At 71.9% G+C, this 23,337-nt stretch carries 24 protein-coding genes; 11 read left to right on the top strand and 13 right to left on the bottom strand.

What is annotated here, in order from left to right; genetic code table 11:
* Nucleotides 1–17: 17 nt before the first annotated feature.
* Nucleotides 18–584 carry a Uma2 family endonuclease gene (locus ACIPXC_RS07470; RefSeq protein WP_401614476.1) on the bottom strand — a complete coding sequence of 189 codons (567 nt, stop codon included), beginning with the start codon at nt 582–584 and terminating at the stop codon, nt 18–20.
* 232 nt (nt 585–816) lie between these two features.
* Here ACIPXC_RS07470 and ACIPXC_RS07465 point away from each other — a divergent pair, with 232 nt between their 5' ends.
* The gene (locus ACIPXC_RS07465) at nt 817–2,898 is read left to right on the top strand and encodes a thioredoxin domain-containing protein (RefSeq protein ID WP_401614474.1); all 2,082 of its coding nucleotides are present in this window, start codon (nt 817–819) and stop codon (nt 2,896–2,898) included.
* A gap of 252 nt (nt 2,899–3,150) precedes the next feature.
* Here the strand turns inward: ACIPXC_RS07465 and ACIPXC_RS07460 are convergent, their stop codons facing one another.
* Nucleotides 3,151–3,882, bottom strand: coding sequence for a hemolysin III family protein (locus ACIPXC_RS07460; RefSeq protein ID WP_401614472.1), 732 nt, complete (start codon nt 3,880–3,882; stop codon nt 3,151–3,153).
* A gap of 226 nt (nt 3,883–4,108) precedes the next feature.
* Between ACIPXC_RS07460 and ACIPXC_RS07455 the strand changes: the two genes are divergently transcribed.
* Entirely contained in the window at nt 4,109–5,944 is a 1,836-nt protein-coding gene (locus ACIPXC_RS07455; protein ID WP_401614470.1) for a phosphoenolpyruvate carboxykinase (GTP), read from the top strand.
* A 150-nt stretch (nt 5,945–6,094) separates the two neighbouring features.
* Here ACIPXC_RS07455 and ACIPXC_RS07450 read toward each other — a convergent pair whose 3' ends face one another.
* Together ACIPXC_RS07450 and ACIPXC_RS07445 are read right to left on the bottom strand one after the other, a co-directional pair.
* Complete coding sequence (locus ACIPXC_RS07450) at nt 6,095–6,706, bottom strand: hypothetical protein (protein ID WP_401614468.1); 612 nt, start codon at nt 6,704–6,706, stop codon at nt 6,095–6,097.
* Entirely contained in the window at nt 6,693–7,616 is a 924-nt protein-coding gene (locus ACIPXC_RS07445) for a hypothetical protein (protein ID WP_401614466.1), read from the bottom strand. Before ACIPXC_RS07445 ends, ACIPXC_RS07450 begins: the two co-directional genes overlap by 14 nt.
* A gap of 143 nt (nt 7,617–7,759) precedes the next feature.
* Here ACIPXC_RS07445 and ACIPXC_RS07440 point away from each other — a divergent pair, with 143 nt between their 5' ends.
* Nucleotides 7,760–8,200 carry a hypothetical protein gene (locus tag ACIPXC_RS07440; protein ID WP_401614464.1) on the top strand — a complete coding sequence of 147 codons (441 nt, stop codon included), beginning with the start codon at nt 7,760–7,762 and terminating at the stop codon, nt 8,198–8,200.
* 19 nt (nt 8,201–8,219) lie between these two features.
* Here the strand turns inward: ACIPXC_RS07440 and ACIPXC_RS07435 are convergent, their stop codons facing one another.
* The 3 genes from ACIPXC_RS07435 to ACIPXC_RS07425 form a co-directional block, all read right to left on the bottom strand.
* The gene (locus tag ACIPXC_RS07435; protein ID WP_401614462.1) at nt 8,220–8,870 is read right to left on the bottom strand and encodes an RDD family protein; all 651 of its coding nucleotides are present in this window, start codon (nt 8,868–8,870) and stop codon (nt 8,220–8,222) included.
* A 255-nt stretch (nt 8,871–9,125) separates the two neighbouring features.
* A complete protein-coding gene (locus tag ACIPXC_RS07430; RefSeq protein ID WP_401614460.1) occupies nt 9,126–9,518 on the bottom strand; it encodes a hypothetical protein in 393 nt (130 codons plus the stop codon).
* A gap of 124 nt (nt 9,519–9,642) precedes the next feature.
* Nucleotides 9,643–10,854 carry a pyridoxal phosphate-dependent aminotransferase gene (locus tag ACIPXC_RS07425; protein ID WP_401614458.1) on the bottom strand — a complete coding sequence of 404 codons (1,212 nt, stop codon included), beginning with the start codon at nt 10,852–10,854 and terminating at the stop codon, nt 9,643–9,645.
* Between the two features lie 342 nt (nt 10,855–11,196).
* Between ACIPXC_RS07425 and ACIPXC_RS07420 the strand changes: the two genes are divergently transcribed.
* The 4 genes from ACIPXC_RS07420 to ACIPXC_RS07405 all read left to right on the top strand — a co-directional run bounded on the left by ACIPXC_RS07420 (nt 11,197) and on the right by ACIPXC_RS07405 (nt 12,767).
* Entirely contained in the window at nt 11,197–11,430 is a 234-nt protein-coding gene (locus ACIPXC_RS07420) for a hypothetical protein (protein ID WP_401614456.1), read from the top strand.
* Nucleotides 11,431–11,716: 286 nt separating this feature from the next.
* Nucleotides 11,717–11,935 carry a hypothetical protein gene (locus ACIPXC_RS07415; RefSeq protein WP_401614454.1) on the top strand — a complete coding sequence of 73 codons (219 nt, stop codon included), beginning with the start codon at nt 11,717–11,719 and terminating at the stop codon, nt 11,933–11,935.
* 1 nt (nt 11,936) lies between these two features.
* Entirely contained in the window at nt 11,937–12,251 is a 315-nt protein-coding gene (locus tag ACIPXC_RS07410) for a 4a-hydroxytetrahydrobiopterin dehydratase (RefSeq protein WP_401614452.1), read from the top strand.
* A 39-nt stretch (nt 12,252–12,290) separates the two neighbouring features.
* Entirely contained in the window at nt 12,291–12,767 is a 477-nt protein-coding gene (locus ACIPXC_RS07405; RefSeq protein WP_401614450.1) for a macro domain-containing protein, read from the top strand.
* 60 nt (nt 12,768–12,827) lie between these two features.
* On the opposite strand, the gene ACIPXC_RS07400 is transcribed toward ACIPXC_RS07405, so the two are convergent.
* Nucleotides 12,828–13,286, bottom strand: a complete 459-nt coding sequence (locus ACIPXC_RS07400) for a nitroreductase/quinone reductase family protein (RefSeq protein WP_401614448.1) — start codon at nt 13,284–13,286, stop codon at nt 12,828–12,830.
* Between the two features lie 106 nt (nt 13,287–13,392).
* On the opposite strand from ACIPXC_RS07400, the gene ACIPXC_RS07395 reads away from it, so the two are divergent.
* Nucleotides 13,393–14,379 carry a LysR substrate-binding domain-containing protein gene (locus ACIPXC_RS07395; protein ID WP_401614446.1) on the top strand — a complete coding sequence of 329 codons (987 nt, stop codon included), beginning with the start codon at nt 13,393–13,395 and terminating at the stop codon, nt 14,377–14,379.
* A gap of 306 nt (nt 14,380–14,685) precedes the next feature.
* On the opposite strand, the gene ACIPXC_RS07390 is transcribed toward ACIPXC_RS07395, so the two are convergent.
* On the bottom strand, nt 14,686–14,871 hold the full coding sequence (locus ACIPXC_RS07390; protein ID WP_030034983.1) for a hypothetical protein: 186 nt from the start codon (nt 14,869–14,871) through the stop codon (nt 14,686–14,688).
* A gap of 180 nt (nt 14,872–15,051) precedes the next feature.
* Here ACIPXC_RS07390 and ACIPXC_RS07385 point away from each other — a divergent pair, with 180 nt between their 5' ends.
* On the top strand, nt 15,052–16,395 hold the full coding sequence (locus tag ACIPXC_RS07385) for a carbohydrate-binding protein (RefSeq protein ID WP_401614443.1): 1,344 nt from the start codon (nt 15,052–15,054) through the stop codon (nt 16,393–16,395).
* Nucleotides 16,396–16,500: 105 nt separating this feature from the next.
* Here the strand turns inward: ACIPXC_RS07385 and ACIPXC_RS07380 are convergent, their stop codons facing one another.
* Genes ACIPXC_RS07380 through ACIPXC_RS07370 form a run of 3 tightly spaced genes read right to left on the bottom strand, consistent with a single transcriptional unit; the run spans nt 16,501 to nt 20,421 of the window.
* Nucleotides 16,501–17,517, bottom strand: a complete 1,017-nt coding sequence (locus ACIPXC_RS07380; RefSeq protein ID WP_401614441.1) for a YdcF family protein — start codon at nt 17,515–17,517, stop codon at nt 16,501–16,503.
* Nucleotides 17,518–17,539: 22 nt separating this feature from the next.
* A complete protein-coding gene (locus ACIPXC_RS07375; RefSeq protein WP_401614439.1) occupies nt 17,540–19,120 on the bottom strand; it encodes an amidohydrolase family protein in 1,581 nt (526 codons plus the stop codon).
* Between the two features lie 8 nt (nt 19,121–19,128).
* Nucleotides 19,129–20,421, bottom strand: coding sequence for an amino acid deaminase (locus ACIPXC_RS07370; RefSeq protein WP_401614437.1), 1,293 nt, complete (start codon nt 20,419–20,421; stop codon nt 19,129–19,131).
* A gap of 150 nt (nt 20,422–20,571) precedes the next feature.
* Between ACIPXC_RS07370 and ACIPXC_RS07365 the strand changes: the two genes are divergently transcribed.
* Nucleotides 20,572–21,324, top strand: coding sequence for an IclR family transcriptional regulator (locus tag ACIPXC_RS07365; protein WP_401614435.1), 753 nt, complete (start codon nt 20,572–20,574; stop codon nt 21,322–21,324).
* Nucleotides 21,321–21,731, top strand: a complete 411-nt coding sequence (locus ACIPXC_RS07360; RefSeq protein WP_401614433.1) for a RidA family protein — start codon at nt 21,321–21,323, stop codon at nt 21,729–21,731. Before ACIPXC_RS07365 ends, ACIPXC_RS07360 begins: the two co-directional genes overlap by 4 nt.
* Before the next feature lie 205 nt (nt 21,732–21,936).
* On the opposite strand, the gene ACIPXC_RS07355 is transcribed toward ACIPXC_RS07360, so the two are convergent.
* A complete protein-coding gene (locus ACIPXC_RS07355) occupies nt 21,937–23,268 on the bottom strand; it encodes a M14 family metallopeptidase (protein WP_401614431.1) in 1,332 nt (443 codons plus the stop codon).
* Nucleotides 23,269–23,337: the final 69 nt, after the last annotated feature.

The raw sequence follows: 23,337 nt of genomic DNA, 5'->3' as shown, positions 1-23,337 counted from the left end.
TGGGGCTTCCTCGTTGCTCACAGGGTCCCGAGGTCGACCGTTACAGGGAACGGTGCGGTGGCCTTCACCGTGCCGGTGAACACCTCGCCGTCCCGGTAGGACCTGTTGGCTGGGTCGAGGACGTAGGTGTAGACGATCGGGACGCCGGTGGCGGACTGCTCGACCCTCCAGTAGAAGGGGATGCCGGCCTTGGCGTACTGGTCCACCTTCACGACCCGGTCGGTGGTCTCCGAACCGGGCGACACGACCTCGACGACCAGGAGTACGTGCTCGGGACGAGTAGGCGTGAGGTCGATGGTCTCCGCCCGGTAGACGATGACGTCCGGACGGCGGTTGGTGAGCGGAACGTCCTGCAGGCGGACGTCGAAGTCCGTGTCGGCGTTCCAGTCCGGGCCTGCGGCGGCGTCCAGGGCATTGGCCAGGAGCCGAGCCAGCCGGCCCAGCCGCTTCGAGGCGCTCGGACCTACGACGACCGTCCCGTCCACGATCTCGATGCCGGCGCACTGCTCCTCGGACCAGGAGTCGTACTGTTCCGCGCTGATCTGCGTGTGCATCCACGCGGGCGCCACCATCTCGGCGGTCATGGAGTACCTCCTTCGAGGATGCGGTGCTGCTCGGCTCAGCGTACTGCCCGCTTCCAGTCAGGCACCGGCTTCGGGTCGGGGCGGAACCTCCAGCGTCGGCAGGGCGACCTGGGGTGCAAAAGGGGCGATCCGCATCCACCACGTGATGGCGCATGAGTGCAAATCGGCCAGGTAGGGCGGGGGCTTGCGGGCCGAACCGGCAGGGCCGTGTCGGCGTGAGAGGCTGGGTCTCATGAACCGGTTGGCTGGTACGACCTCGCCTTATCTGCTTCAGCACGCTGACAATCCGGTCGACTGGTGGCCGTGGGGACCCGAGGCGTTCGAGGAAGCGAAACGGCGCGATGTACCCGTTCTGCTGTCGGTTGGTTACTCTGCGTGTCATTGGTGTCATGTCATGGCGCACGAGTCCTTCGAGGACGACGACACCGCTGCGTACATGAACGAGCACTTCGTGTCCGTCAAGGTGGACCGTGAGGAGCGGCCCGATGTGGACGCCGTCTATATGGAGGCCGTGCAGGCCGCCACCGGACAGGGCGGCTGGCCCATGTCCGTGTTCATGACGCCGGACGGGGAGCCCTTCTACTTCGGCACCTACTTTCCGCCCGAGGCTCGCCATGGCCTGCCGTCCTTCCGCCAGGTACTCGAAGGCGTGCACCACGCCTGGACGAGCCGACGGGACGAGGTGGGAGAAGTCGCGGCGAAGATCACTCGGGACCTTGCCGGGCGGGAGCTGAGCACCCGGGGCGCCGGGACGGGGACGCCGACCGAGGAAACTCAGGCCCTGGCCCTCCTCCAACTGACCCGGGACATCGACCCCGCGAGCGGCTGGTTCAAGGGAGACACCAAGTTCCCGCCGTCGATGGTGATCGAGTTCCTGCTGCGCCACCATGCGCGGGCCGGTTCCGTGGCCGCGCTGGAGATGGCGGAGGGGCTGTGCGGCGCGATGGCCCGTTCGAGCCTGTACGACCAGGTGGGAGGCGGGTTCCACCGGTACGTGCTCACGCCGAGGCCCGGTGGGCCTTTGGTGCCGCACTTCGAGAAGATGCTCTACGACAACGCCCTGCTCTGCCGGGTCTACGCCCACCTGTGGCGGGCCACCGGTTCGGAGCTCGCGCGGCGGGTCGCGCTGGAGACCGCCGATTTCATGGTCCGGGAGCTGCGGACCGCCCAGGGCGGCTTCGCCTCGGCCCTCGATGCCGACAGCGAGGATCCGCTGACCGGGAAGCACGTGGAGGGCGCGTACTACGCCTGGACGCCCGCGCAGTTGCGGGAGGTGCTGGGGGAGGGCGACGGGGGGCTCGCCGCCGGGTACTTCGGGGTGACGCAGGAGGGGACCTTCGAGCACGGTGCGTCGGTGCTCCAGCTGCCGCAGGACGGGCCGGCGGTGGACGCGGAGCGGATCGCCGGAATCAGGGCGCGGCTGCTGGCCGCGCGGGCGGAGCGGCCCGCGCCCGGGCGGGACGACAAGGTCGTCGCCGCGTGGAACGGTCTGGCCATCGCGGCGCTGGCGGAGTGCGGGGCGTACTTCGAGCGGCCCGACCTGGTGGAGCGGGCGACCGAGGCCGCCGATCTGCTGGTGCGGGTGCACTTCGACGCGGCCGCCGGGCGGGCCCCCCGGCTCGCGCGGACCAGCAAGGACGGCCATGTGGGCGCCAACGCCGGGGTGCTGGAGGACTACGGCGACGTCGCGGAGGGCTTCCTCGCCCTGGCGGCGGTGACCGGTGAGGGGGTCTGGCTGGAGTTCGCCGGGTTCCTGGTGGACCTGGTCCTGGACCGGTTCACCGCCGAGGACGGGTCGCTGTACGACACGGCGCACGACGCGGAGAAGCTGATCCGGCGGCCGCAGGATCCGACCGACACGGCCGCGCCGTCCGGGTGGACGGCCGCCGCGGGCGCGTTGCTCTCGTACGCGGCGCACACCGGGTCCGAGGCGCACCGTACGGCGGCGGAGCGGGCGCTGGGGGTGGTGCACGCGCTGGGGCCGCGCGTGCCGCGTTTCATCGGGCACGGGCTGTCGGTCGCCGAGGCGTTGCTGGACGGGCCGCGCGAGGTGGCGGTGGTCGGGCATCCGGAGGATCCGGCGCGGGCGGCGCTCCACCGGGCGGCGTTGCTGGGGACGGCTCCCGGTGCGGTGGTGGCGGTCGGTCTGCCGCAGCCGACGGCGGGCGGGGGCGAGGGGGAATTCCCGCTGCTGGCCGAGCGCGTACTCGTGCACGACCTTCCGACGGCGTATGTGTGTCGGCATTTCGTCTGCGCGCGGCCTACGACGGACCCGGTCGAGCTGGGGGAACAGTTGGGTGCGGTCCGTCCCTGACGGGTCTGGAGCGCCGTCAATTCCGTTGGTGGATATGTCGATTCCGATGCGTGCGCTTCATCGGCACTGAGGCTGGATGCCATGTGCTCCGCGGTGTGCGGCCGACGGCGTCACCCTGACGAAGGCCCGCTGCGCGTGGCCGGGCCCCGCACCGGTGTCCGAATGCCGGACGGTCCGCATGCCCGACGGTGCGGAAGGGCCCGGCCGCGCGCGTGCGGCCGGGCCCCTTCTGCCGGGCCCCTTCCGCCGGGATCAGTGCTGGTAGGCGGCCAGTGAGATGCCGACGTAGTGGGCGACGAAGGCGGCGAGGGTCAGGGAGTGGAAGACCTCGTGGAAGCCGAAGAAGCGGGGGGAGGGGTTGGGTCGCTTCATGCCGTAGATGACGCCGCCGGCGCTGTAGAGGAGGCCGCCGACGATCACCAGGACCAGGACGGCGATGCCGCCGGTGCGCATGAAGTCGGGGAGGAAGAAGACGGCGGCCCAGCCCATGGCGATGTAGCAGGGGGTGTAGAGCCAGCGCGGGGCGCCGACCCAGAAGACGCGGAAGGCGATGCCGGCCGCGGCCGCGATCCACACCGCCCACAGCAGGGTCCGGCCGGTGGAGGGCGGCAGCAGCAGGACGGTCAGCGGGGTGTAGGTGCCCGCGATGATCAGGAAGATGTTGGCGTGGTCGAGCCGTCGCAGAATGGCTTCGCCGCGCGGGCCCCAGGTCCCGCGGTGGTAGACCGCGCTGACGCCGAAGAGCAGGCAGGCGGTGAGGATGTAGATCCCGCAGGCGACGCGTGCCCGGGTCGAGTCGGTGAAGGCCATCAGCGCGAGGCCGGCGACGATCACTGCGGGGAACATGCCGAGATGGAGCCAGCCGCGCAGCAGCGGTTTGGTCTCGATCGCGGATTCGACGGCCTCTGCGGCCTCGATGACCGGGGAGGCCGCTGCGGCCTCGGCGGCGGGGACGGCGGCGGCGTCGGAAGTCATGCGCGTCATGTTACCTACGGGTCCGTAGGTTTCTGGTCATCGTCTCTCCGGTCATCGTCTTTACGGAAGATTGACGGACGTGGCAATGCTCACGTGAGAGGCCCTCTGGACATATGCGCACATCCACCGGATGATCAGATGAGTGCGGTCGACACCGGATGAGCGGAGCGCGAAGCGTCCGGGTCGCAGCCCCCACGGGGCCAACACCAAACACACCCCTCAACAAGGAGCAATCGTGGCGCGCGACAACGCGGCTCCCACCGTCCCGACGACCCACCAGGAGCTGATCTCCTGGGTGGACGAGATCGCAGCCCTCACCCAGCCGGACCGCGTCGTCTGGTGCGACGGCTCCGAGGTCGAGTACGAGCGCCTGTGCGAGGAGCTCGTCGCCAAGGGAACGTTCAAGAAGCTCGACGAGACGAAGCGCCCGAACTCCTACTACGCCGCCTCCGACCCCTCCGACGTCGCGCGCGTCGAGGACCGGACCTACATCTGCTCCGAGAAGGAGGAGGACGCGGGCCCGACCAACCACTGGAAGGCCCCGGCGGAGATGAAGGAGATCTTCGCGGGAGAGAAGGGCATCTTCCGCGGCTCCATGAAGGGCCGGACGATGTACGTCGTCCCGTTCTGCATGGGCCCCCTCGGCTCCGAGCTCTCCGCGATCGGCGTCGAGATCACCGACTCCGCCTACGTCGCCGTCGCCATGCGCACCATGACCCGCATGGGCAAGGCCGTCCTCGACGAGCTCGGCTCCGACGGGTTCTTCGTCAAGGCCGTCCACACCCTCGGCGCTCCGCTCGCCGAGGGCCAGGCCGACGTGCCGTGGCCGTGCAACACCACCAAGTACATCTCGCACTTCCCCGAGACCCGCGAGATCTGGTCCTACGGGTCCGGCTACGGCGGCAACGCCCTCCTCGGCAAGAAGTGCTACGCCCTGCGCATCGCGTCCGTCATGGCCCGCGACGAGGGCTGGCTCGCCGAGCACATGCTGATCCTCAAGCTCACCCCGCCGGCCGGCGAAGGTGAGGCCGCCGAGCCGACGTACCTTGCCGCCGCGTTCCCGTCCGCCTGTGGCAAGACCAACCTCGCCATGCTGGAGCCCACGATCCCCGGCTGGACGGTCGAGACCATCGGCGACGACATCGCCTGGATGCGCTTCGGTGAGGACGGCCGCCTCTACGCGATCAACCCCGAGGCCGGCTTCTTCGGCGTCGCCCCCGGCACCGGCGAGCACACCAACGCCAACGCCATGAAGACGATGTACGCCAACACCGTCTTCACCAACGTCGCGCTCACCGACGACGGCGACGTCTGGTGGGAGGGCATGACCGAAGAGGCGCCCGCCCACCTGATCGACTGGAAGGGCAACGACTGGACCCCGCAGTCCGGGACCCCGGCCGCCCACCCCAACGCCCGCTTCGCCGTCCCGGCCTCCCAGTGCCCGACGATCGCCCCCGAGTGGGAGGACCCCAAGGGCGTCCCGATCTCCGCGATCCTCTTCGGTGGCCGCCGCGCCTCCGCCGTGCCGCTGGTCACCGAGTCCTTCGACTGGAACCACGGCGTCTTCATCGGTTCGAACATCGCCTCCGAGAAGACCGCCGCCGCCGAGGGCAAGGTCGGCGAGCTGCGCCGCGACCCCTTCGCCATGCTGCCGTTCTGCGGCTACAACATGGGCGACTACATGGCCCACTGGGTCAAGGTCGGCGCCTCCGCGGACGCCGCCAAGCTCCCGAAGATCTACTACGTGAACTGGTTCCGCAAGAACGACGCGGGCAAGTTCGTGTGGCCCGGCTTCGGCGAGAACAGCCGTGTCCTGAAGTGGATCGTCGGCCGCCTCGACGGCACCGCCGAGGGCGTCGAGACCCCCATCGGCATCCTGCCGACCAAGGACTCCCTCGACCTCGACGGCCTCGACCTCCCGGCCGAGGACCTCGACTTCCTCCTCACCGTGGACAAGGAGGTCTGGCGCGAGGAGGCTGCCCTGGTCCCCGAGCACCTGAACACCTACGGCGACCACACCCCCAAGGAGCTGTGGGAGCAGTACCACGCACTCGTGGAGCGCCTGGGCTGAGCCGGGACACGCCCTGAAGAAGGGCACGCCCTGCACAAGGGCACGCCCTGAACAAGGGCCGATGAACGTGGGAGCCCCCGACCAAGCGGCGTCCCACCGCTGTGGGAGCCCCCGACCAAGCGGCGCCCACCGCAGCACCGACCTGTCCTGTCAGGAGCGTCCGCGCTCCTCCAGGTAGGTCGTGTGCGTCTGCTGACGGCGGGCCTCCACCTCGTGGAGGCCCGCCGTTACGCGTCGCGCCTCCTCGCGCAGCAGCCCCAGCTGCCGCTCCAGATGCCGCTCCGGAGACTCCCCGCCCGGCGCCATCCGGCTCCACCAGCGCGTCCGGTGGTACGCGTCCACGCTCTCCGGCACGTCCTGGCGGACCGCGCGCGACACCGCGTGCACCGCCTCCGGCTCGGCGGCCAGCACCTCGGCCACCCACCCCGGCTCCAGCAGCGCCCCGTACAGCTCCAGCAGTTCCGCGACCATCTCCCCGGCCCCCGGCGGCAGCTCCACCCCGTCGACGTACCCCCGCAGCCGCCCGAAGTCCTCGCGCAGCACGCCGAGCTCCTCCCGCGGATCGAAGGACGGCGGCGCCGTCCGCTCCGGCGGGGCGATCAGCGCACCCGCCCCGTACAGCCCGGCGACCACCCACGGCCAGTACGCACCGGCCACCCCGGCCAGGGTGAGGGCCAGCCCGGCCACGCCGCAGGCGGAGCCGGCCAGGTTCTTCCGCGACTCCAGGTACCTCAGGGCCCCGGTCGCCCTACTGGTAGCCACGGATCTCCTCGAAGGCTCCGGCCAGCGAACCGGTCCCGCCGGTGGCGTCGAAGAGCCGCCCGCCGGTCAGCTCGGTGATGTGGGTGAGCTCCTTGCGGTCCGAGTCGCCGAACAGCACGGCGAAGACCGGCGTCCGCCTCTGCGCCTCGGGCAGCTTCGCGTAGAAGGTGTCGAAGTGCCTGGCCCCGACGCCCTCGGTGTTCTCGCCGTCCGTCATCAGCACGATCGAGGTGAAGGCGTCCGTGCCGCCGTTGCCGATCTGCTCGTACGCCGCCTCCAGGCTGCCGTAGACCGCCGTCCCGCCGTCAGGCTCCAGCGACTTCACGTCCCGGCGGATCGCGTCCAGGGCCGGCCCCGGATTGCCGGGCTCCACCACGTGCGTGACGAACACCGTGCCGGTCAGCTCGGCGTGCGCGGAGGAGCCGGCCAGCTGCTGCCAGGTGCGGTCCTCGGCGGCGGCCTTGAGGAAGGGGCCCATCAGCAGGGTCCCGGAGTTCTTGCCGGTCATGGTGGCGAGGCCGCCGGCGGCCAGCACCTGCGCGGCGCCCGGACGGGCGAGCACGACGAGCGGGGAGTGGAAGGGCTTGGTCTCCTGGGCTCCCTTGAGCCCGGCGGCCGCCGCGACCTCCTTGGCGGGTTCACTGCTGCCGGGGAAGGCGAAGTCGAACTCCCTGAGGGCGAGTTGGTCCATCGCCCAGGAGACCGAGGTCTCCGTCTTCACGATGTAGCCCTTGGCTGCAAGGGACTTGACGACGTCGGGGTCGCGGAAGAACTCGTACTTCTCCGAACCGATGACGCCACGCACGGTCTTCGTTGCCGTGGATTCCGGGCGATCCTGACCCTGCAGTGCGACGTAGAGCACGCCGCCGATCAGGAGGAGGCCCAGGACGATTCCCAGGATGCGTCTCACGGGAGCAGCGTGCTCACGGAAACCCACATTCCGCGCCCTCTTGAGTGAACGTCGGGTGACCAGGCGGTCCCACTTCGAAATGCTGTGTGAGTTCGCGGGTGCTGGTGGGCGGGGCGGCCGCCCGGGAGGATCGGGGCATGGGCGTGAGCGCGTTGAAGTGGCAGGGCTGGCTGGTCGGTCTGGTGACGGTCGCCGGGCTGCTGGTGTTCGCCCCGCTGGGCCTTTACGTGTGGGCGAGCGGCGGTGAACCGCGGCAGGAGCCGCCGCGGGCGGCGGCGGAGGACGTACGGGTGACCGGATGCCGTGTCGATCCGGCCAGTCGGCGGGTGGTGGCCGCGGTGGAGGCGACCGGGCGGGCCGAAGGAGTCGGCGCGTACGTCGTGACGGTGGAGTTCCGCGACCGCGCCGAGGCGGACCCGGGACGGCGGGCGGCCCAGGCGCTGGTGCGCATCCCGGGCGTGGCCCCGGGCGCGACCGAGTACGGGGAGGCGGTCGGCCCGGTGTGGCCGGTGGCCACGGTGCCCTGGTGCGGGGTCGCCGGCGCGGAGTTCGCGCAGCCGACCCCGACACCGGGGCTCCCGTAGCGGGTGGGGCGGTTGCCCGTCAGCCGTTCTTGTTCACCTTGACGACGACGGTGCTGCACACCTTGTCGGCGAAGGTCTGCTTCTTGGCGTCCCACAGCGGCCACAGCCAGCCGAGGTAGCAGGCGAAGCTGTCCAGGGCGTGCGCCAGCTTGCGGACGAAGGCCATGCCGAAGCCGAGCGTGGCGCCGTCGGCCTCGCGGTGCAGGCTGATGCCGACGACCTTCTTGCCGAGCGTCTGGCCGGTGGTGCCTTCCTTGTAGAGCTGGAAGATGGCCATGCCGAAGGCGTACAGCATGCCGATGAGGGCGAACACACCGGCGATCGAGTCACCCGTCTCGTCGCCGGCGAACGCCGCGCCGATGCCGATCAGCGCGTACATCGGGACGGCGATGACCAGCAGGTCGAGGACGTACGCGCCGACGCGCAGGCCCCAGTGGGCCAGCGGCGGCATCCCGACGGGCATGCCGGGCATGCCCGGGGGCGGGTACGCGCCGTAGTCCGCCGACGGCGGGGTCTGCTGCGGGTAGCCGTACTGCGGGGCCGCGCCCGGCGCCGGCTGCTGCGGGTAGCCGTACTGCGGGGGGACGCCCTGCGGGGCCTGCTGGCCGTAGCCGGGCTGGCCCTGCGGGGGCTGCTGGCCATAGGGGTTGTTCGGGTCGCCGAAGCTCATGGGCGCATCTCTCCAGGGTGCTCGATCGGGGACGAAGCGGAGTGGAGGAGATGGTTCATATGAGCGGCCTCCCCCGTGCTGCCGCCGTGTTTCAGCCAACATCGTGTTCGGAGCGCCGGGATCTGTCCAATTCATTGGCCGCACGGCGGGCGGCGGAGCGGCCCGGAAGGGTCGTCCGCAGGGGGCGTCCGCAGGGGTCGTCCGCAGGGGTATGGCGCCCGGTCCGGAGCCTCCGCGGCCCCGGACCGGGGCCGTCTAGAGGGCGCCGGCCAGGTCCAGGGAAGCCAGGGCGGCGGCGTGCGCGTCCATGCGCTCGGCGGCGAGGATCGCGACGGTGGTGTCGGCGCGGGACGCGGCGACGAGGAGTGCGCGGGCCGCGAGGTCGTGCGCGCGCCGGTGCAGCGCGGCGGCGTCCCCCGCGGGGCCCTGGGGCGCCCGGGCGGGCTGGGCCCCGCGCAGCCGGGCGACCTGGGCGGCGATCCCTGCGGCGGCCTCGTCGAGGCCGAGCTCGTCGGTGACGGCCAGCAGGGCCGCGAGGTGGCCGGCGAGCTGGATGTCCAGCGCTTCGCCGCGGCTGCTGTGGGGGTAGTCGACCGTGGTGCCGCCCATCCGCTGGACGACCGGCTTGGTGCGGATCGGCTCGTACATGAGATGGCCTCCTGCGTGGTCAGGAGACCATCCTACATTGGATTGGGTCTAATTTTGAGTTCGATCCTGGTGTTGGCCGAGTATGTTCGCTCCGGCCGGCGGCCGGCCCTCGTCCCGCACCGCCTCAGGCCTGGCTGTAGCCGTCCAGGAAGTTCCCGATCCGGGTCACGGCATCGGCCAGGTCCTTGGCGTTGGGCAGGGTCACGATCCGGAAGTGGTCGGGCTCGGGCCAGTTGAAGCCCGTGCCGTGCACGACCATGATTTTCTCGGCCCGCAGCAGGTCCAGGACCATCTGCCGGTCGTCCTTGATCTTGTAGACGGCCGGATCCAGCCGGGGGAAGGCGTACAGCGCGCCCTTCGGCTTCACGCAGGTGACGCCCGGGATCTGGGTGAGCAGGTCGTGGGCGATGTTGCGCTGCTCCAGGATCCGCCCGCCGGGCAGGACCAGGTCCTCGATGGACTGCCGGCCGCCGAGCGCGGTGGCCACCGCGTGCTGCGAGGGCATGTTCGCGCACAGGCGCATGTTCGCGAGGATCGTGAGGCCCTCGATGTAGTCGGCGGCGTGGCTCTTCGGGCCGCACACCGCCATCCAGCCGGCCCGGTATCCGGCGACCCGGTAGTTCTTCGACAGGCCGTTGAAGGTCAGCGTCAGGACGTCCGGGGCGATGGCGGCGGTGTTGATGTGCTGGGCGCCGTCGTAGAGGATCCGGTCGTAGATCTCGTCCGAGCAGACGATCAGGTTGTGGCGGCGCGCGATGTCCGTCAGACCGCGCAGCATCTCCTCGTCGTAGACGGCGCCGGTCGGGTTGTTCGGGTTGATGATCACGATCGCCTTGGTGCGGTCGGTGACCCTGCGCTCGATGTCGGCGAGATCCGGCATCCAGTCGGACTGCTCGTCGCAGCGGTAGTGCACGGCCGTGCCGCCGGCCAGGGAGACGGAGGCCGTCCACAGCGGGTAGTCCGGCGCGGGTACCAGTACCTCGTCGCCGTCGTCGAGCAGCGCCTGCATCGACATCTGGATCAGCTCGGAGACGCCGTTGCCGAGGTAGATGTCCTCGACGTCCAGCTCGATGCCCTTGGTCTGGTAGTGCTGCATGACCGCGCGGCGCGCGGACAGCAGGCCCTTCGCGTCGCCGTATCCGTGGGCGGAGCCCAGGTTGCGGAGCATGTCCTCAAGGATCTCCGGCGGGCAGTCGAAGCCGAAGGCGGCGGGGTTGCCCGTGTTGAGCTTGAGGATGCGATGACCTGCTGCTTCGAGTCGCATGGCCTCTTCGAGCACGGGGCCGCGGATCTCGTAACAGACATTGGCGAGTTTGGTTGACTGGATCACCTGCATGACGGGAGCTTACGGGCCCGGGTGCGGGGTCGACCTGCGTTTTCGCGGGGAGGCTCGAAGGTTGTTTTGTCCCGTTTGGCGGGATGGACGGGTAGGGGTGCGCTCTTCCCTTGGAATCCGGGGCCGCGGCCACGCTCCGGCCTGCGGAATGGGTGAGCCCGACGGCGCGAAAGTGCTGCATGTTGCCCTCGTCACCTTGAGGGGGTTCGCGGGGGACGCGGGGTGACTGAGTACCCGGGCTGAGTACCCGCACTCATGCGGCCGCCCGGCCCGCGGTGGAGGCTGGGGTTCTGGACCAGGGCGAGTGATGCCTGAACGGCGGCAACCAAGGAGCGCGGGGCAGTGGAGTTCGTAGTCGGTGACATGGCGATCACCACGATCGGCACGGATGGCGACGACCGGGCGATCGAGTTCCTGGTCAGGCCCGAGGGGACCCTGGAGGAGGGCCACTTCGCGATCTTCCGCGAGTACGGCCGGGGCTGGGAGGACGCCCGCCTGACCATCGACCCGGCGGCGGGCGGCGTTCCGGTGGCCGCGATCGAGTGGGCGGTGGAGTTCGCCCGCGAGTACCTCTGAGGCTCCGAGGCCCACGGGCCCCCTTCGCGCGGCTGAGGAGTACGGGGCTCTCCTCGGCCGCCGCCCCATCCCTGATGCCGCCCGAGTGGCCCCTGCCCCCCCCCCCCCCAACGCCGCTGCCGCGCTTTTCGTCCCGTACTCGGCGTCGGCGTCGGCGTCGGCGTCGGCGTCGGTGCTTGGTGCGGAGCCGGTCAGGTGCGTTGGCCCGGGTGGAATCCGGTCGACTGGATGTTGGCGACTGCCGTGGAGAACTCGGACTCACTCCTGCTCACTGATTAGGAACGGTGTGTACCTCGCCCGACGGGCGACTGCGGCGGCCGAGTCCCGGCAGCCCGACCACGCCGTCGAGATCGCCCGCGCGGCCGTCGAGATCGCGAGGGAGACCCGTTCCGCCCGCATGCTGCGTGAACTCAGCGCTCTGGAGCGGGCCATGGGGCCGTGGCACGATGCCCCGGTGGGCCGGGACCTCGCCGGAATCCTGGCACCTGTGACCGAGGGGAGCTGACATGGGCGTACCGAAGGCGTTGTCCGACGAGGAGATCGCGGACCATCTCGCGGGCCTGCCCGGCTGGGAGCGGGCAGGCCATGCGATCACCCGAACCTACGAGATCCGGTATCACGCCGCAGTGGCGGCGATCGTGACCATCGCGGACCGGTCGCGGCGGATCAAACACCACACGGACCTTGATCTCCGCATGGACCACCTGCGTGCGTCGATCACCACCCATGACGCCGGGCACCGGATCGCCGCTGCGGACTTCGATCTGGCGCACCGCATCGACGCCATCGTCACGGCGCATCAGGCCCTCCCGCTGGACTGACCCCCTGTCGTTGTCGGTGGGGCGGCGTAGCGTCGGGGGATGGAGATTTTGAGGGTCGTTGCCGGGGACGCGACGAGTCCGCAGGCCAAGGGGCCGAAGATCGTCGCCCATGTCTGCAATGACATCGGCGGGTGGGGAAAGGGCTTCGTGCTGGCCGTTTCGAAGCGGTGGGCGGAGCCGGAGGCGGCGTACCGGGCCTGGCACCGGGGGCGCAGCGGGAACGACTTCGGGCTGGGTGCCGTGCAGTTGGTGCGGGTGATGCCCGACGTGTGGGTGGCGAACATGGTCGGACAGCGCGGCATACGCACCGGGAGCGGGGGACCGCCGATCCGCTACGACGCCCTGGAACGCTGCCTGGCCGCGCTCGCCGGGCACGCCGTCGAGCTGGGGGCGAGCGTGCACATGCCGAGGATCGGCTGCGGGCTCGCCGGCGGCTCCTGGACGCGGGTCGAGCCGCTGATCACCGGCACGCTGTGCGAGCGCGGCGTGGACGTGACCGTCTACGACCGGGGGTGAGCCGCCGCCCGCCCGCTCCGGCGCGGGCCGGGCGGGCGGGCCCCGGGCGGGCGGGCCGGCTCAGTGACCGGTGAGGCGTTCCAGGATCACCAGGGGGATCTCGCGGGGGCGGGCGGCCGCCTGGTCGTCCTCGAAGGGGGGCCACAGGGCGGTCATCATCTCCCAGTACACCTCTCGTTCCGTCGCGGTCGCCGTGTGCGCCGTCGCCCCGACGCCGGCGGCGCCGACCTGGAGGCGGACCTCCGGGTGGGCGGTGAGGTTCCGGTACCAGCGGGGGTGGTCCGGGGCGCCGTCGGCGGAGGCCACGACGAGGAACCGGCCCGCCTCCTCGCCGTAGATCAGCGGAGTGCGTACCGTGTTGCCGGTGGTGCGGTCGAGCGTGGTGAGCAGCAGCGTGGGGACTCCGTGCCAGAGGTGCCCGTCGGCGCCGGCGGTGCTCACGTAGGCGCGGACGTGGTCGAGCCGTGGGCCGGGTCGCGGGTCCGTGGGGTGGTCCCAGTCGACTTCGAGTGTGTGCATTCAACTGTCCTTAGGGTTGTGGCCCCCTGGCGGCTAACGAGCATTAACGATTCTGGATGCGTACGACCCGTAGCGCACGTCTGCAGGTCTGGACCAAGCTCTTCGTATGGATCTGGAGCTGAGGCATCTCAAGATCATCAGGGCCGTCGCCGACGCCGGGAGCCTGACCCGGGCCGCCACCGCGCTCGGCCTGGCGCAGCCCGCGCTCAGTGCGCAGCTGAAGCGGGTCGAGCGGGCGCTGGGCGGCACGCTGTTCGTGCGGGGGCGGGAGGGCGTACGGGCCACCGCGCTGGGGGAGCTGGTGCTGGAACGGGCGAGAGTGCTGCTGCCCGCGGTGTGCGAGCTCCAGGAGGAGGCCCAGCGGTTCGCCCGGCAGGGGGCGCACGGCTACCGGCTCGGCGGGACGCACGGCCCGCTGCTCGGCGGGCTCGTGGACCGGCTCGCCCGCGAGGAGCCGGGCGTGCCGGTGACGACCTACACGTCCTGGTCGGAGAGGGAGATCGCCGGGAGTGTCGCCGACGGCCGCCTGGACTTCGCGCTGGTCGGGGTCTGCGGGGAGAGCGCGCCCCCCGAACCGGGGCGGCTCGCCTGGATGGAGGTGGCCCGCGACCCGGTGCACGTGATGCTCGCCGAGGACCACCCGCTGGCCCTGGCCCGGGGCCCGCGCGAGGAGATCGAGCTGGCCGAGCTGGCCGCCGAGGCCTGGACGGACGTCCCCGGCGACGGGTGTTTCGGCGACTGCTTCGCCGCGGCCTGCGTGCGTGCGGGGTTCGCGCCCGCCTGCGTCTACGAGACCGACACCGCCTCCTGCGTGCACCTGGTGCAGGTGGGGCGGGCCGTGGGGTTGTGCCGGGCCACCTTCCCGGCGACCCCGGGGCTGGTCACCCGGCCGCTCGCCGGGACCCCGCTGGTGTGGCGGCACGTGCTGGGGTGGCATCCCGCCGCGCGGGTCGCTGCGCGGGCCGCGGGTGTGCTGGAGCATGCGAGGGCTGCGCATGCGGAGGCTCTGGCGAGGGCGGGCGGGGGATCAGGCCCGGCCGGGACCGGGGCCGGGGCCCTGCGGGCGGCTGCGGTGCGGTCGCCTGCGGCCTAGCTGCGGTGCGGCACCGTTGCGGGGGCGCTGCCCCCATGCCCCCGCGCCTCAATCGCCGGCGGGGCTGAAAGGGGTGCGGCGGGGCTGAAGGGCGCGGCGCCGTTGTGGGGGCGCTGCCCCCGTGCCCCCGTGCCTCAATCGCCGGCGGGGCTGAAGGGGGTGCGGCGGGGCTGAAGGGCGCGGCGCGGCTGGGGGTGCTGCGGGGCTACAGGGCGGGGCATGGGGGTGTCCCGGAGGCCGGGGCGTGGGGGTGGCCCCCGGCGGGGCCGGGGGCGGGTGGGGCAGCCCTCGGGCTGCCTGCCGCGGCTACGGCAGGTAGCGCTCGATGACCTGCGGGCCCTCCTTCTCGATCAGCTTCCGGGCCTTCTCGACCCGCTCCGGAGTCGGGTCGTGGCCTGTCGCCATCACGAGGTCCTCGGGGTCGTACGGTCGTTCCCCGCCCGTGAAGAGCCGGTCCGACCGCGTGGGCTGCTCGTCGGGTTCACTGACCATCGCGTACCTCCTACGTCGTTCCCCTGGCCCCATACTCCGGCCGCCGCCCCATGAACGCACGTCGGCCGCCGCGCGGCCGCGGGCATAACACCGGGGGAGGGGCCAACCGGCAGCTCCCGTGCGCTGGTTCGGATTTCTACGGTTTCCGCAGACCCCCACCGGAAACCGAGGAGATCCCCCATGCTCAAGCGTCACGCCCGCGCGGCGTGTACCGCCCTGGCCGCCGCCGGGCTGCTGCTGGCCGGGACGGGCGGCGCCGTCGCCGACCCCGCCCCCGTCGTGCCCTCGGCGGCAACCTCCCTCCGCACCTCCGACGCGTCCCCCGAGCTGCTCGCCGCCATGCAGCGCGACCTCGGCCTGACCCCCACGCAGGCCAAGGCCCGTCTCGCGCACGAGGCCGAGGCCGGCGCCACCGCCGCCCGCCTCCGGGACCGGCTCGGCGCCGCCTTCGCCGGGGCCTGGGTGGACGGGGCCGACGCCGCCGTGCTCACCGTGGCGACCACCCGGGCCGCCGACACCGCCGCGATACGGGCCACCGGCGCCCGCGCGAAGCTGGTCACCCGTACCCTGGCCGACCTCGACGGCGCCAAGGCCGCGCTGGACCGGGCCGCGGGCCCCGCGACCCCCGTCCGCTACGTCGACCCGCGTTCCAACACCCTCGTCGTCGAGGAGACCGAGGCGGGTGCGGCCGCCCGGCTGCTCTCCGCGACCGGTACCGACGCGGCGCTGGTGACGGTGGTCCGCACGGCCGAGGCCCCGCGCCCCCTCTACGACCTGCGCGGCGGCGACGCGTACTACATGAACGGCAGCGGCCGCTGCTCCGTCGGCTTCCCCGTGACCAAGGGGACCGTGAACGGCTTCGCCACCGCCGGGCACTGCGGGCGCGCCGGGACCACCACCACCGGGTTCAACCAGGTCGCCCAGGGCTCCTTCCAGGCATCCGTCTTCCCCGGGAACGACATGGCCTGGGTCGCCGCGAACAGCAGCTGGACCTCGACCCCTTACGTGAAGGGCAGCGGCGGCGCGAACGTGCAGGTCGCCGGCTCGGTGCTGCAGCCGGTCGGGGCCTCGGTGTGCCGGTCCGGCTCGACCACCGGATGGCACTGCGGCACGATCCAGCAGCACAACACCAGCGTCACCTACCCCGAGGGCACCATCTCCGGCGTGACCCGTACGACCGTCTGCGCCGAACCGGGCGACTCCGGCGGCTCCTACATCTCCGGGAGCCAGGCCCAGGGCGTGACCTCGGGCGGCTCCGGCAACTGCTCCCGCGGCGGGACCACCTTCTTCCAGCCGCTGAACCCGATCCTGTCGGCGTACGGGCTGACCCTGAAGGTCACGGGATCCGACCCGGGCCCCGGTCCCGGTGAGCCCGAGCCGGGCGGCACCTGGAAGGCCGGAGCCGTCTACGCGGCCGGTGCGACCGTCACCTACGGCGGCTCGACCTACCGCTGCATCCAGGGGCACCAGGCGCAGACCGGCTGGGAGCCGCCGAACGTCCCCGCGCTCTGGCAGCGGGTCTGACCGGCCGCGCGAAGCCGGGAACGCGAAGCCGGGAAGAGGTGCCGTGACTGCCAAGGGGGGAGTCACGGCACCTTCCCCGTCTCCCCCTCGCCCCCGGGCGTGGTCTCAGACGAGGACGGCGGCCAGCGTGCCGAGCGCACCGAAGACGGCCAGCAGGCCGCAGATCACGAGGTTCACCGTCCGGTGCTCCCAGAAGACCGCGACGAACTCCCGGATGGTGGCGCTCGGCCAGTAGTACTTCGCGGTGGGGGAGCCCAGCACCTGCCCGTTGACGCCGGTCTTGCGCGCCAGCATCGCGGCCCGGAAGGCGTGGAAGTTGTTGGTGACCACCACGCACCGGTAGGCCGGATCGTGCGCCTCCATGATCTCCCGGCTGAAGCGCATGTTCTCCTCGGTCGTCGTGGACCGGTCCTCCAGCACGATGTGCTCCGCCGGAACGCCCTCCGCTATCAGCCAGTCCGCCATGGCCCGGGCCTCCGCGACCTTCTCGTCCGAGCCCTTGCCGCCCGAGACGAGCAGCACCGGCGGCCGGCCGCCGCGGGCCAGCTGGCGCTCGTAGATCTGCCGGCCCTTGCGCAGGCGCGACGCCAGCAGCGGCGGCACGCGGTCCCCGCCGATCAGACCCGAGCCCAGCATCACCACGTGGTCGATGTCGCCGCGCACCTTGATCCGGCCGTAGAGGAAGGCGTAGCCGAGGAAGCAGAAGAAGACGAAGGAGACGTAGCCGGCGACGACGGTGAGGGTGCCGGCGATGCCGCCCAGGACCGGGGAGCCGACCACGGCGACCAGGACGAGCAGGGCGATCAGGGCGAAGATCGCGAGGCCCGCCAACATCGACAGCAGGTTGGCCGGACGGAAGCCCTCCTTACGGATCATGGTCATGCCGTTGCGGACGAGGAACACGCCCAGCGCCACGATGCCCAACGCGGGCGAGGCGAAGGCGAGTACGGCGACCGTGACCGCGGCCCAGACGGGCAGCTTGGCCACCTGGAGGAAGAGGGCCGAGAAGGCGGTGAGGAAGGTCAGTCCCAGGAGCACGGCATTGCTGAAGCGGCGCCGGTCCCGCCGGACGCTTATGCAGAACGCGAGGAAGAGCAGGGCGGCGAGGGCGAAGGCGACCATGGCGCCATCGTAGGTGCCGGATTCACCGCGGACCGCGCCCGGTTCGGCGTACCGACCGCCCGGCCAGCACCTGGGTCCGGCGCCCGTCGCGCATGACGAACCGTCCGTCGATCAGGACGTGCGGGATCCCGGCGGGCAGGGTGCGGGGCCGCTCGTACGTGGAGCCGGCCGCGACCGTGTCCGGATCGAAGAGGACGAGGTCGGCGCGGTGCCCCACGCGGACCAGGCCCCGGTCGGGCAGCCGCAGCCGCGCCGCGGGCCGGCCGGACAGGTGGGCGACGCACTCCTCCAGGGAGAGCAGGCCGAGTTCGCGGACGTAGTGGCCGAGGTAGTGCGGGAAGGTGCCGTAGGCCCGAGGGTGGGGTTTCGCGCCCTGCAGGATGCCGTCGGAGCCGCCGGTGTGGGCGCGGTGGCGCATGATCGCCCGGACGTTGTCCTCGTGGCCGACGTGCTGCAGGACCGTCGGTGCGAGCCGGTCACCGATCAGGAGCCGGCGGGCGGTGTCCCAGCCGTCCAGGCGGGTGCCGACGCGGGCGGCGTACGCGGGATCGGCGACCCCCGAGATCTCGATCGTCGACCAGTCGACGGGGACGCCGTGGCAGCCGTCGGCCCCCTCCTGTTCCAGGACGTGGCGGATCCGCCGGGCCTGGTCGTCGTCGCGCAGCCGGGCGAGGACCGCCTCCGGACCGCCCTCGTTCGCCCAGCCGGGCAGCAGCGCGACGAGGGTGGTGCAGCCGGGGGTGTACGGGTAGCTGTCCAGGGTGATGTCGGCGCCCCCGTCCAGGGCCGCGTCGAGGAGGGCGAGCAGTTCGGGGGCGCGGCCCTCGTTCTCGCCGAAGTTCATGGTGGCGTGCGCCAGGTGCAGGGCGCAGCCGGCCCGCCGGGTCAGGTCCACCATCTCGGCGTAGGCGGCGAGGGCGCCCCGGCCGTAACTGCGGTGGTGGGGGCAGTAGTAGCCGCCGTAGTCGGCCACCACCCGGCACAGTTCGGTCAGTTCGGCCCCGGAGGCGTACATGCCCGGCGTGTAGGTGAGCCCGGAGGACATGCCGACGGCGCCCTGGGCGAGGCCGTCGGCGACGAGCCGCCGCATCCGGTCCAGCTCGGCCGCGCTCGCCCGGCGGTCGTCCCAGCCGACGACGTGGGCGCGCACGGTGCCCTGGGGGACGAGGTAGGCGGCGTTGACGGCCACGCCCTCGCCGCCGAAGCCGCGGTCGAGCCGGTCGAGGTACTCGCCGACCGTGCGCCAGTCGAAGTCGACGTCGTCGCCGGGGCCGTTCCAGCCGGCGATCGCGGCGCGTACCGTCTCCAGGGTCCGGTCGTCGACGGGCGCGTACGACAGGCCGTCCTGGCCGAGGACCTCCAGGGTCACGCCCTGCGCGGCCTTCGCGCTGTGGTCCGGGTCGCGCAGCAGGGCCAGGTCGCTGTGGGCGTGCATGTCCACGAAGCCGGGGGCCAGGGCGAGACCGTGCGCGTCGACGGTCTCGCGTCCCCCGGACAGCCTGCCGACGGCGGCGATCCGGCCCTCGTGGACGCCGACGTCGGCGGTGTACGAGGGGCCGCCCGTGCCGTCGACGACACGGGCGCCCCGGAGGACCAGGTCCACGGCCGGGTCTAGAAGAAGGTGCGGACGTAGTCGGTGACGGTGCCGTCGTCCTCCACGACCGGGATCAGCGGCCACTTCTCGAAGATGGTGCAGGGGTGGGCCATGCCGAGGGAGACCCAGTCGCCGACCTCCAGCGCGGTGGCGTCGTCGTCCGTCTCGATCCAGGCGTGCTGGTCGGACAGCTTGGTCACCCGGATGCCGGCCGCGGTGCGCTCGACGCCGTCGCGGGCGCTGCGCACGGCGAGCACCTCGGGCAGGCCGAGGTCGTAGGCGATGTCGCGCTTGCCGGCGTTGACGAAGGCCTGGCCGGGCGTGGGGCGGGAGACCACCTGGGTCCACAGCCGGAAGGCGGGCAGCAGGCCGCCCTCCTCGGGGAGGCGGTTGAAGGGGGTCAGGCCCGAGTACCACCCGTGGTCGTGGGAGACGTACGCGCCGGAGCGCAGCAGCGGCAGGACGGGCAGCGACAGCTGCGGGATCCCGGCGAAGACCTCGGCGACGGCGTCGAACCATTCGCTGCCGCCGGCGCTGACGATGACCTCGTCCAGGCCGGTGCCGGTGAAGTGGCCCCGCTCGTCGAGTTCGGCGGCGAGCGCGGTGAGGCGGCGCAGCCATGCGCGGACGGTGTCGGCGTCGGCGCCGGGCATGGTGGCCTCATAGCCGGCCACACCCGCCAGGCGCAGGGCGGGGGACGCGGCGACGGCTTCGGCGACGGCCCGGCATTCGGCGTCGGTACGGATGCCCGTGCGCCCCTCGGCGCCGGCGCCGAGTTCGAGGACGACGTCGAGGACGGCGTCGTGGCCACGCAGGGCGGCGTCCATCAGCTCGACCCCGCGGACGGAGTCGACGTAGCAGACGAACCGGAAGCCGGGGTCGGCGGCGAGCTCGTCGGCGACCCAGCGCAGGGCGGGAGCGTCGACCAGCTCGTTGGCCAGGAAGATCGTCCGGATGCCGAAGGCGCGGCAGACGCGGGCCTGGTGGGGCATGGCGACGGTGATGCCCCACGCGCCGTGGTCCAGCTGGCGACGGAAGAGCTGCGGGGCCATGCAGGTCTTGCCGTGCGGGGCGAAGGCGAGGTCGTGGCGGGCGGCGTAGGTACCGAGGGCGGCGAGGTTGTGCTCCAGCGCGCCCGCGTCGAGGGTCAGGACGGGGGTGCTGAACCCGCCGGTGTACAGGTCCCGGCGCTGGGCCGCGAGCTGCCCGACGGTGAGGCCGCCGGCCTGGGCGTCCAGGGGGAGACCCTTGAACCGGTGGTCCACCGGCTCGTCGGCGAGGTCCTTGACGGGGTCGCTGGCGCTGGCCATGCGGATACCTCCCGGGTGTGTTGCGTCGGCTGCAACGGTCGTTGCGTGTGCCACTGCGTGCTGTCTAACATCCCCGGTGACGACGGGTCAACGTGATCCGGTTCGGCGTCGCTGCGGTGCTCCGCCCCGGCGGCCACGGAAGGACGGCGGATGAGCCAGTCGGTCGAAAGGGCACTTGGCATCCTGCCGTTGCTCGCGCGGGGGCCCGCCGGCCTCGGGGCGGTCGCCGACGAGCTCGGCGTCCACAAGAGCACCGCGCTGCGCCTCCTGCGCACCCTGAACGAGCGCGGGTTCGTCTACCGCTGCCCCGACGGCCGCTACCGCCTGGGCGCACGGCTCTTCGCGCTCGCCGCCGAGGCCATCGAGAACCTCGACGTCCGCGAGGTCGCCCGCCCTCATCTGGTGGAGCTGAACCAGGCCACCGGGCACACCGTCCACCTCGCCCTGCACCAGGACGACGAGGTGGTGTACGTCGACAAGGTCGACAGTCGCAACCCGGTGCGGATGTACTCCCGCATCGGCAGGCCCGTGCCCCTCACCGTCGCCGCCGTCGCCAAACTGCTGCTCGCCGACCTCCCCGAGGCAGAACGCCGGGCCCTCGCCCACCGCATCGACTACCCCCGCCACACCGCCCGTTCCACCCCGGACGCCGAGGCCTTCCTGCGCGAACTGGACCTCGTGCGCGAGCAGGGCTGGGCCACCGACCTCGGCGGCCACGAGGAGTCGATCAACTGCCTGGGCGCGCCCGTGCGCGGTCCCGAAGGGCGGGTGGTCGCCGCGCTGTCCGTCTCCGCGCCGGGTGTGGTCGTCACCGCCGAGGGGCTGTTCGAGCTGCTGCCGCAGGTGCTGCGTACCGCCGGTGCCATCAGCCGGGACTATTCAGGAGTACAGGAGACAGCGTGACCGAGAAGACCGCCATCACCCCCGCCACGCACACCGTCCCGCCCGCGCGGTTCTCGCACGGCGTGCGCAAGGGGAACATCCTCCAGGTCGCCGGCCAGGTCGGCTTCCTCCCGCACGTCGACGGCCGGCCGCCGACCCCGGCGGGGCCGACGCTGCGCGAGCAGACCCTCCAGACGCTGGAGAACGTCCGCTCGGTCCTGGAGGCCGGCGGCGCGGGCTGGGACGACGTCATGATGATCCGCGTCTACCTCACGGACACGGCGCACTTCGCCGAGATGAACGGCATCTACAACGCCTACTTCGAGGAGCAGGGCCTGAAGGAGGCCCCGGCCGCCCGCACCACGGTGTACGTGGGCCTGCCGGACGGGCTGCTCGTCGAGATCGACGCCCTGGCCGTCCTGGGCTGACGCCGTAGCGCCGTAGCGCCGTAGCGCCGTAGCGCCGTGACGCTGTGGCGCCGTGGCCGTCCTGGGCTGACGCCGTGACGCCGTGGCCGTCCTGGCTGACGCCCTGACGGGCCAGGTGTCACGACGCGCAGGACGCCCCGCCGCAGGGGAAGGGGACGCCCCCCTGGCGGCGGGGCGCCCCAGGTTCAGGTGCCCGCCCGGCCCGCTACGAGCAGTACTGGGCCTCCTTGCCGATCGAGCGGTACATGCAGTCCGCGTTTTCCAGCAGCTGGAGCACCGCGTCCTTGTTGCGGGCGGTCTCGCGGTCGATCACCTCGTCCGGCGGGTAGAAGCCGCCGCCGCCGCTCCTCGGGTACATCTCGAAGGTGTAGCCGAAGATCTTCTGGCTGCCCCACAGCCAGTCGTCGATCGTCCCGTCCGTGATGTACAGGTCGCTCGACTGCTCCGGCGTGTAGCCGTTGCTGGCCGCCATGCTCGTGCCGATCTTCTTGAAGACGGCGAGGTCGTCGGCGGTCAGGCCCGGGGCGGTGTCGCTGTAGGTGTAGCCGAAGGGCCACAGCACGAGTTCGCTGTAGGTGTGGAAGTCGATGGCGGCCTTGATCTGCTGCTTGCCGCCGACCACCCGGCTGCGTACGAAGTCCGAGACGGCCTTGACCTCGGGCGCCGACTCGGCGGCCGGACCCCGGTAGGTCTCGGAGCTCCTGCTGCCGCTGGAGCCGCCGCAGCAGCCCCACTTGTAGTTCCAGTTCCGGTTCTCGTCGGTCCCGACGTAGGAGGATCCGGAGTTCGGCTGCCGGTTCTTGCGCCAGGAACGGTAGGAGCCGGTGGCGATGTCGTACTCGCCGCCGTCCGGGTTGAGGTCCGGGACGATCCAGATCTCGCGGCCGTTGACCGCGTTGGTCACCCGGGATTCGGTGCCGTACTTGGAGGTGAACTCCTTGAGCAGGTACAGCGCCATCTCGACGGTCAGGTGCTCGCGGGCGTGCTGGTGCGCGGTGAAGAGCACTTCGGGCTCGGACTCGTCCGTGCCGACGTTGTCGCTGATCTTGATGGCGAGGAGGTCCCGGCCCTGGTACGAGGTGCCGATCACCCGCTTGGAGGCGATCGCCGGGTACTGCGCGACGAGCTGGTTGATCTCGGCCGTCGCCTCGGCGTAGTTGTGGTACCTGGAGTCCGCGGAGGGGAAGTCCATCGGGCTCGCCGCGATGCCGGGAACCGAGCGGTCCGGGGGGCCGGGGAGGGCGGTCAGCCGGTAGCCGAGCTCCCTCAGCTTCCTGGCCTGCATGGGGTCGGCGCTGACCACGACCGTGTGGTCGTCCACCTCGTCGATCGAGACGCCCGTGCCGAGCAGGGCGGTGCGGTCGGAGACGGTGGAGGGGCCGTGGATCCGGTACTGGACGATGGCCTCGTCCTGGGTGGCGGTGGAGGGGCTGGGCGGTGGTGATGCCGTCGCGCTCATGCCGTAGGCGGGTGCGCCGAGCGCGAGCGCCAGCAGGGCCGCCGTCAGGCCGGCCCTCCGACGGGTATGGAGCCGCATGCGTTCTCCTGGGTGGGGAGTGTGGGGGTAGCCGTGCGGACGCGCTCAGCGTCCTCTCGTGGCATGTCC

The organism is Streptomyces sp. NPDC090021, assembly GCF_044748225.1.
Taxonomy (GTDB): Bacteria; Actinomycetota; Actinomycetes; order Streptomycetales; family Streptomycetaceae; genus Streptomyces.
Note: the sequence above shows the minus strand (reverse complement) of the source record. Positions and strands in the feature narration are given on the sequence as shown.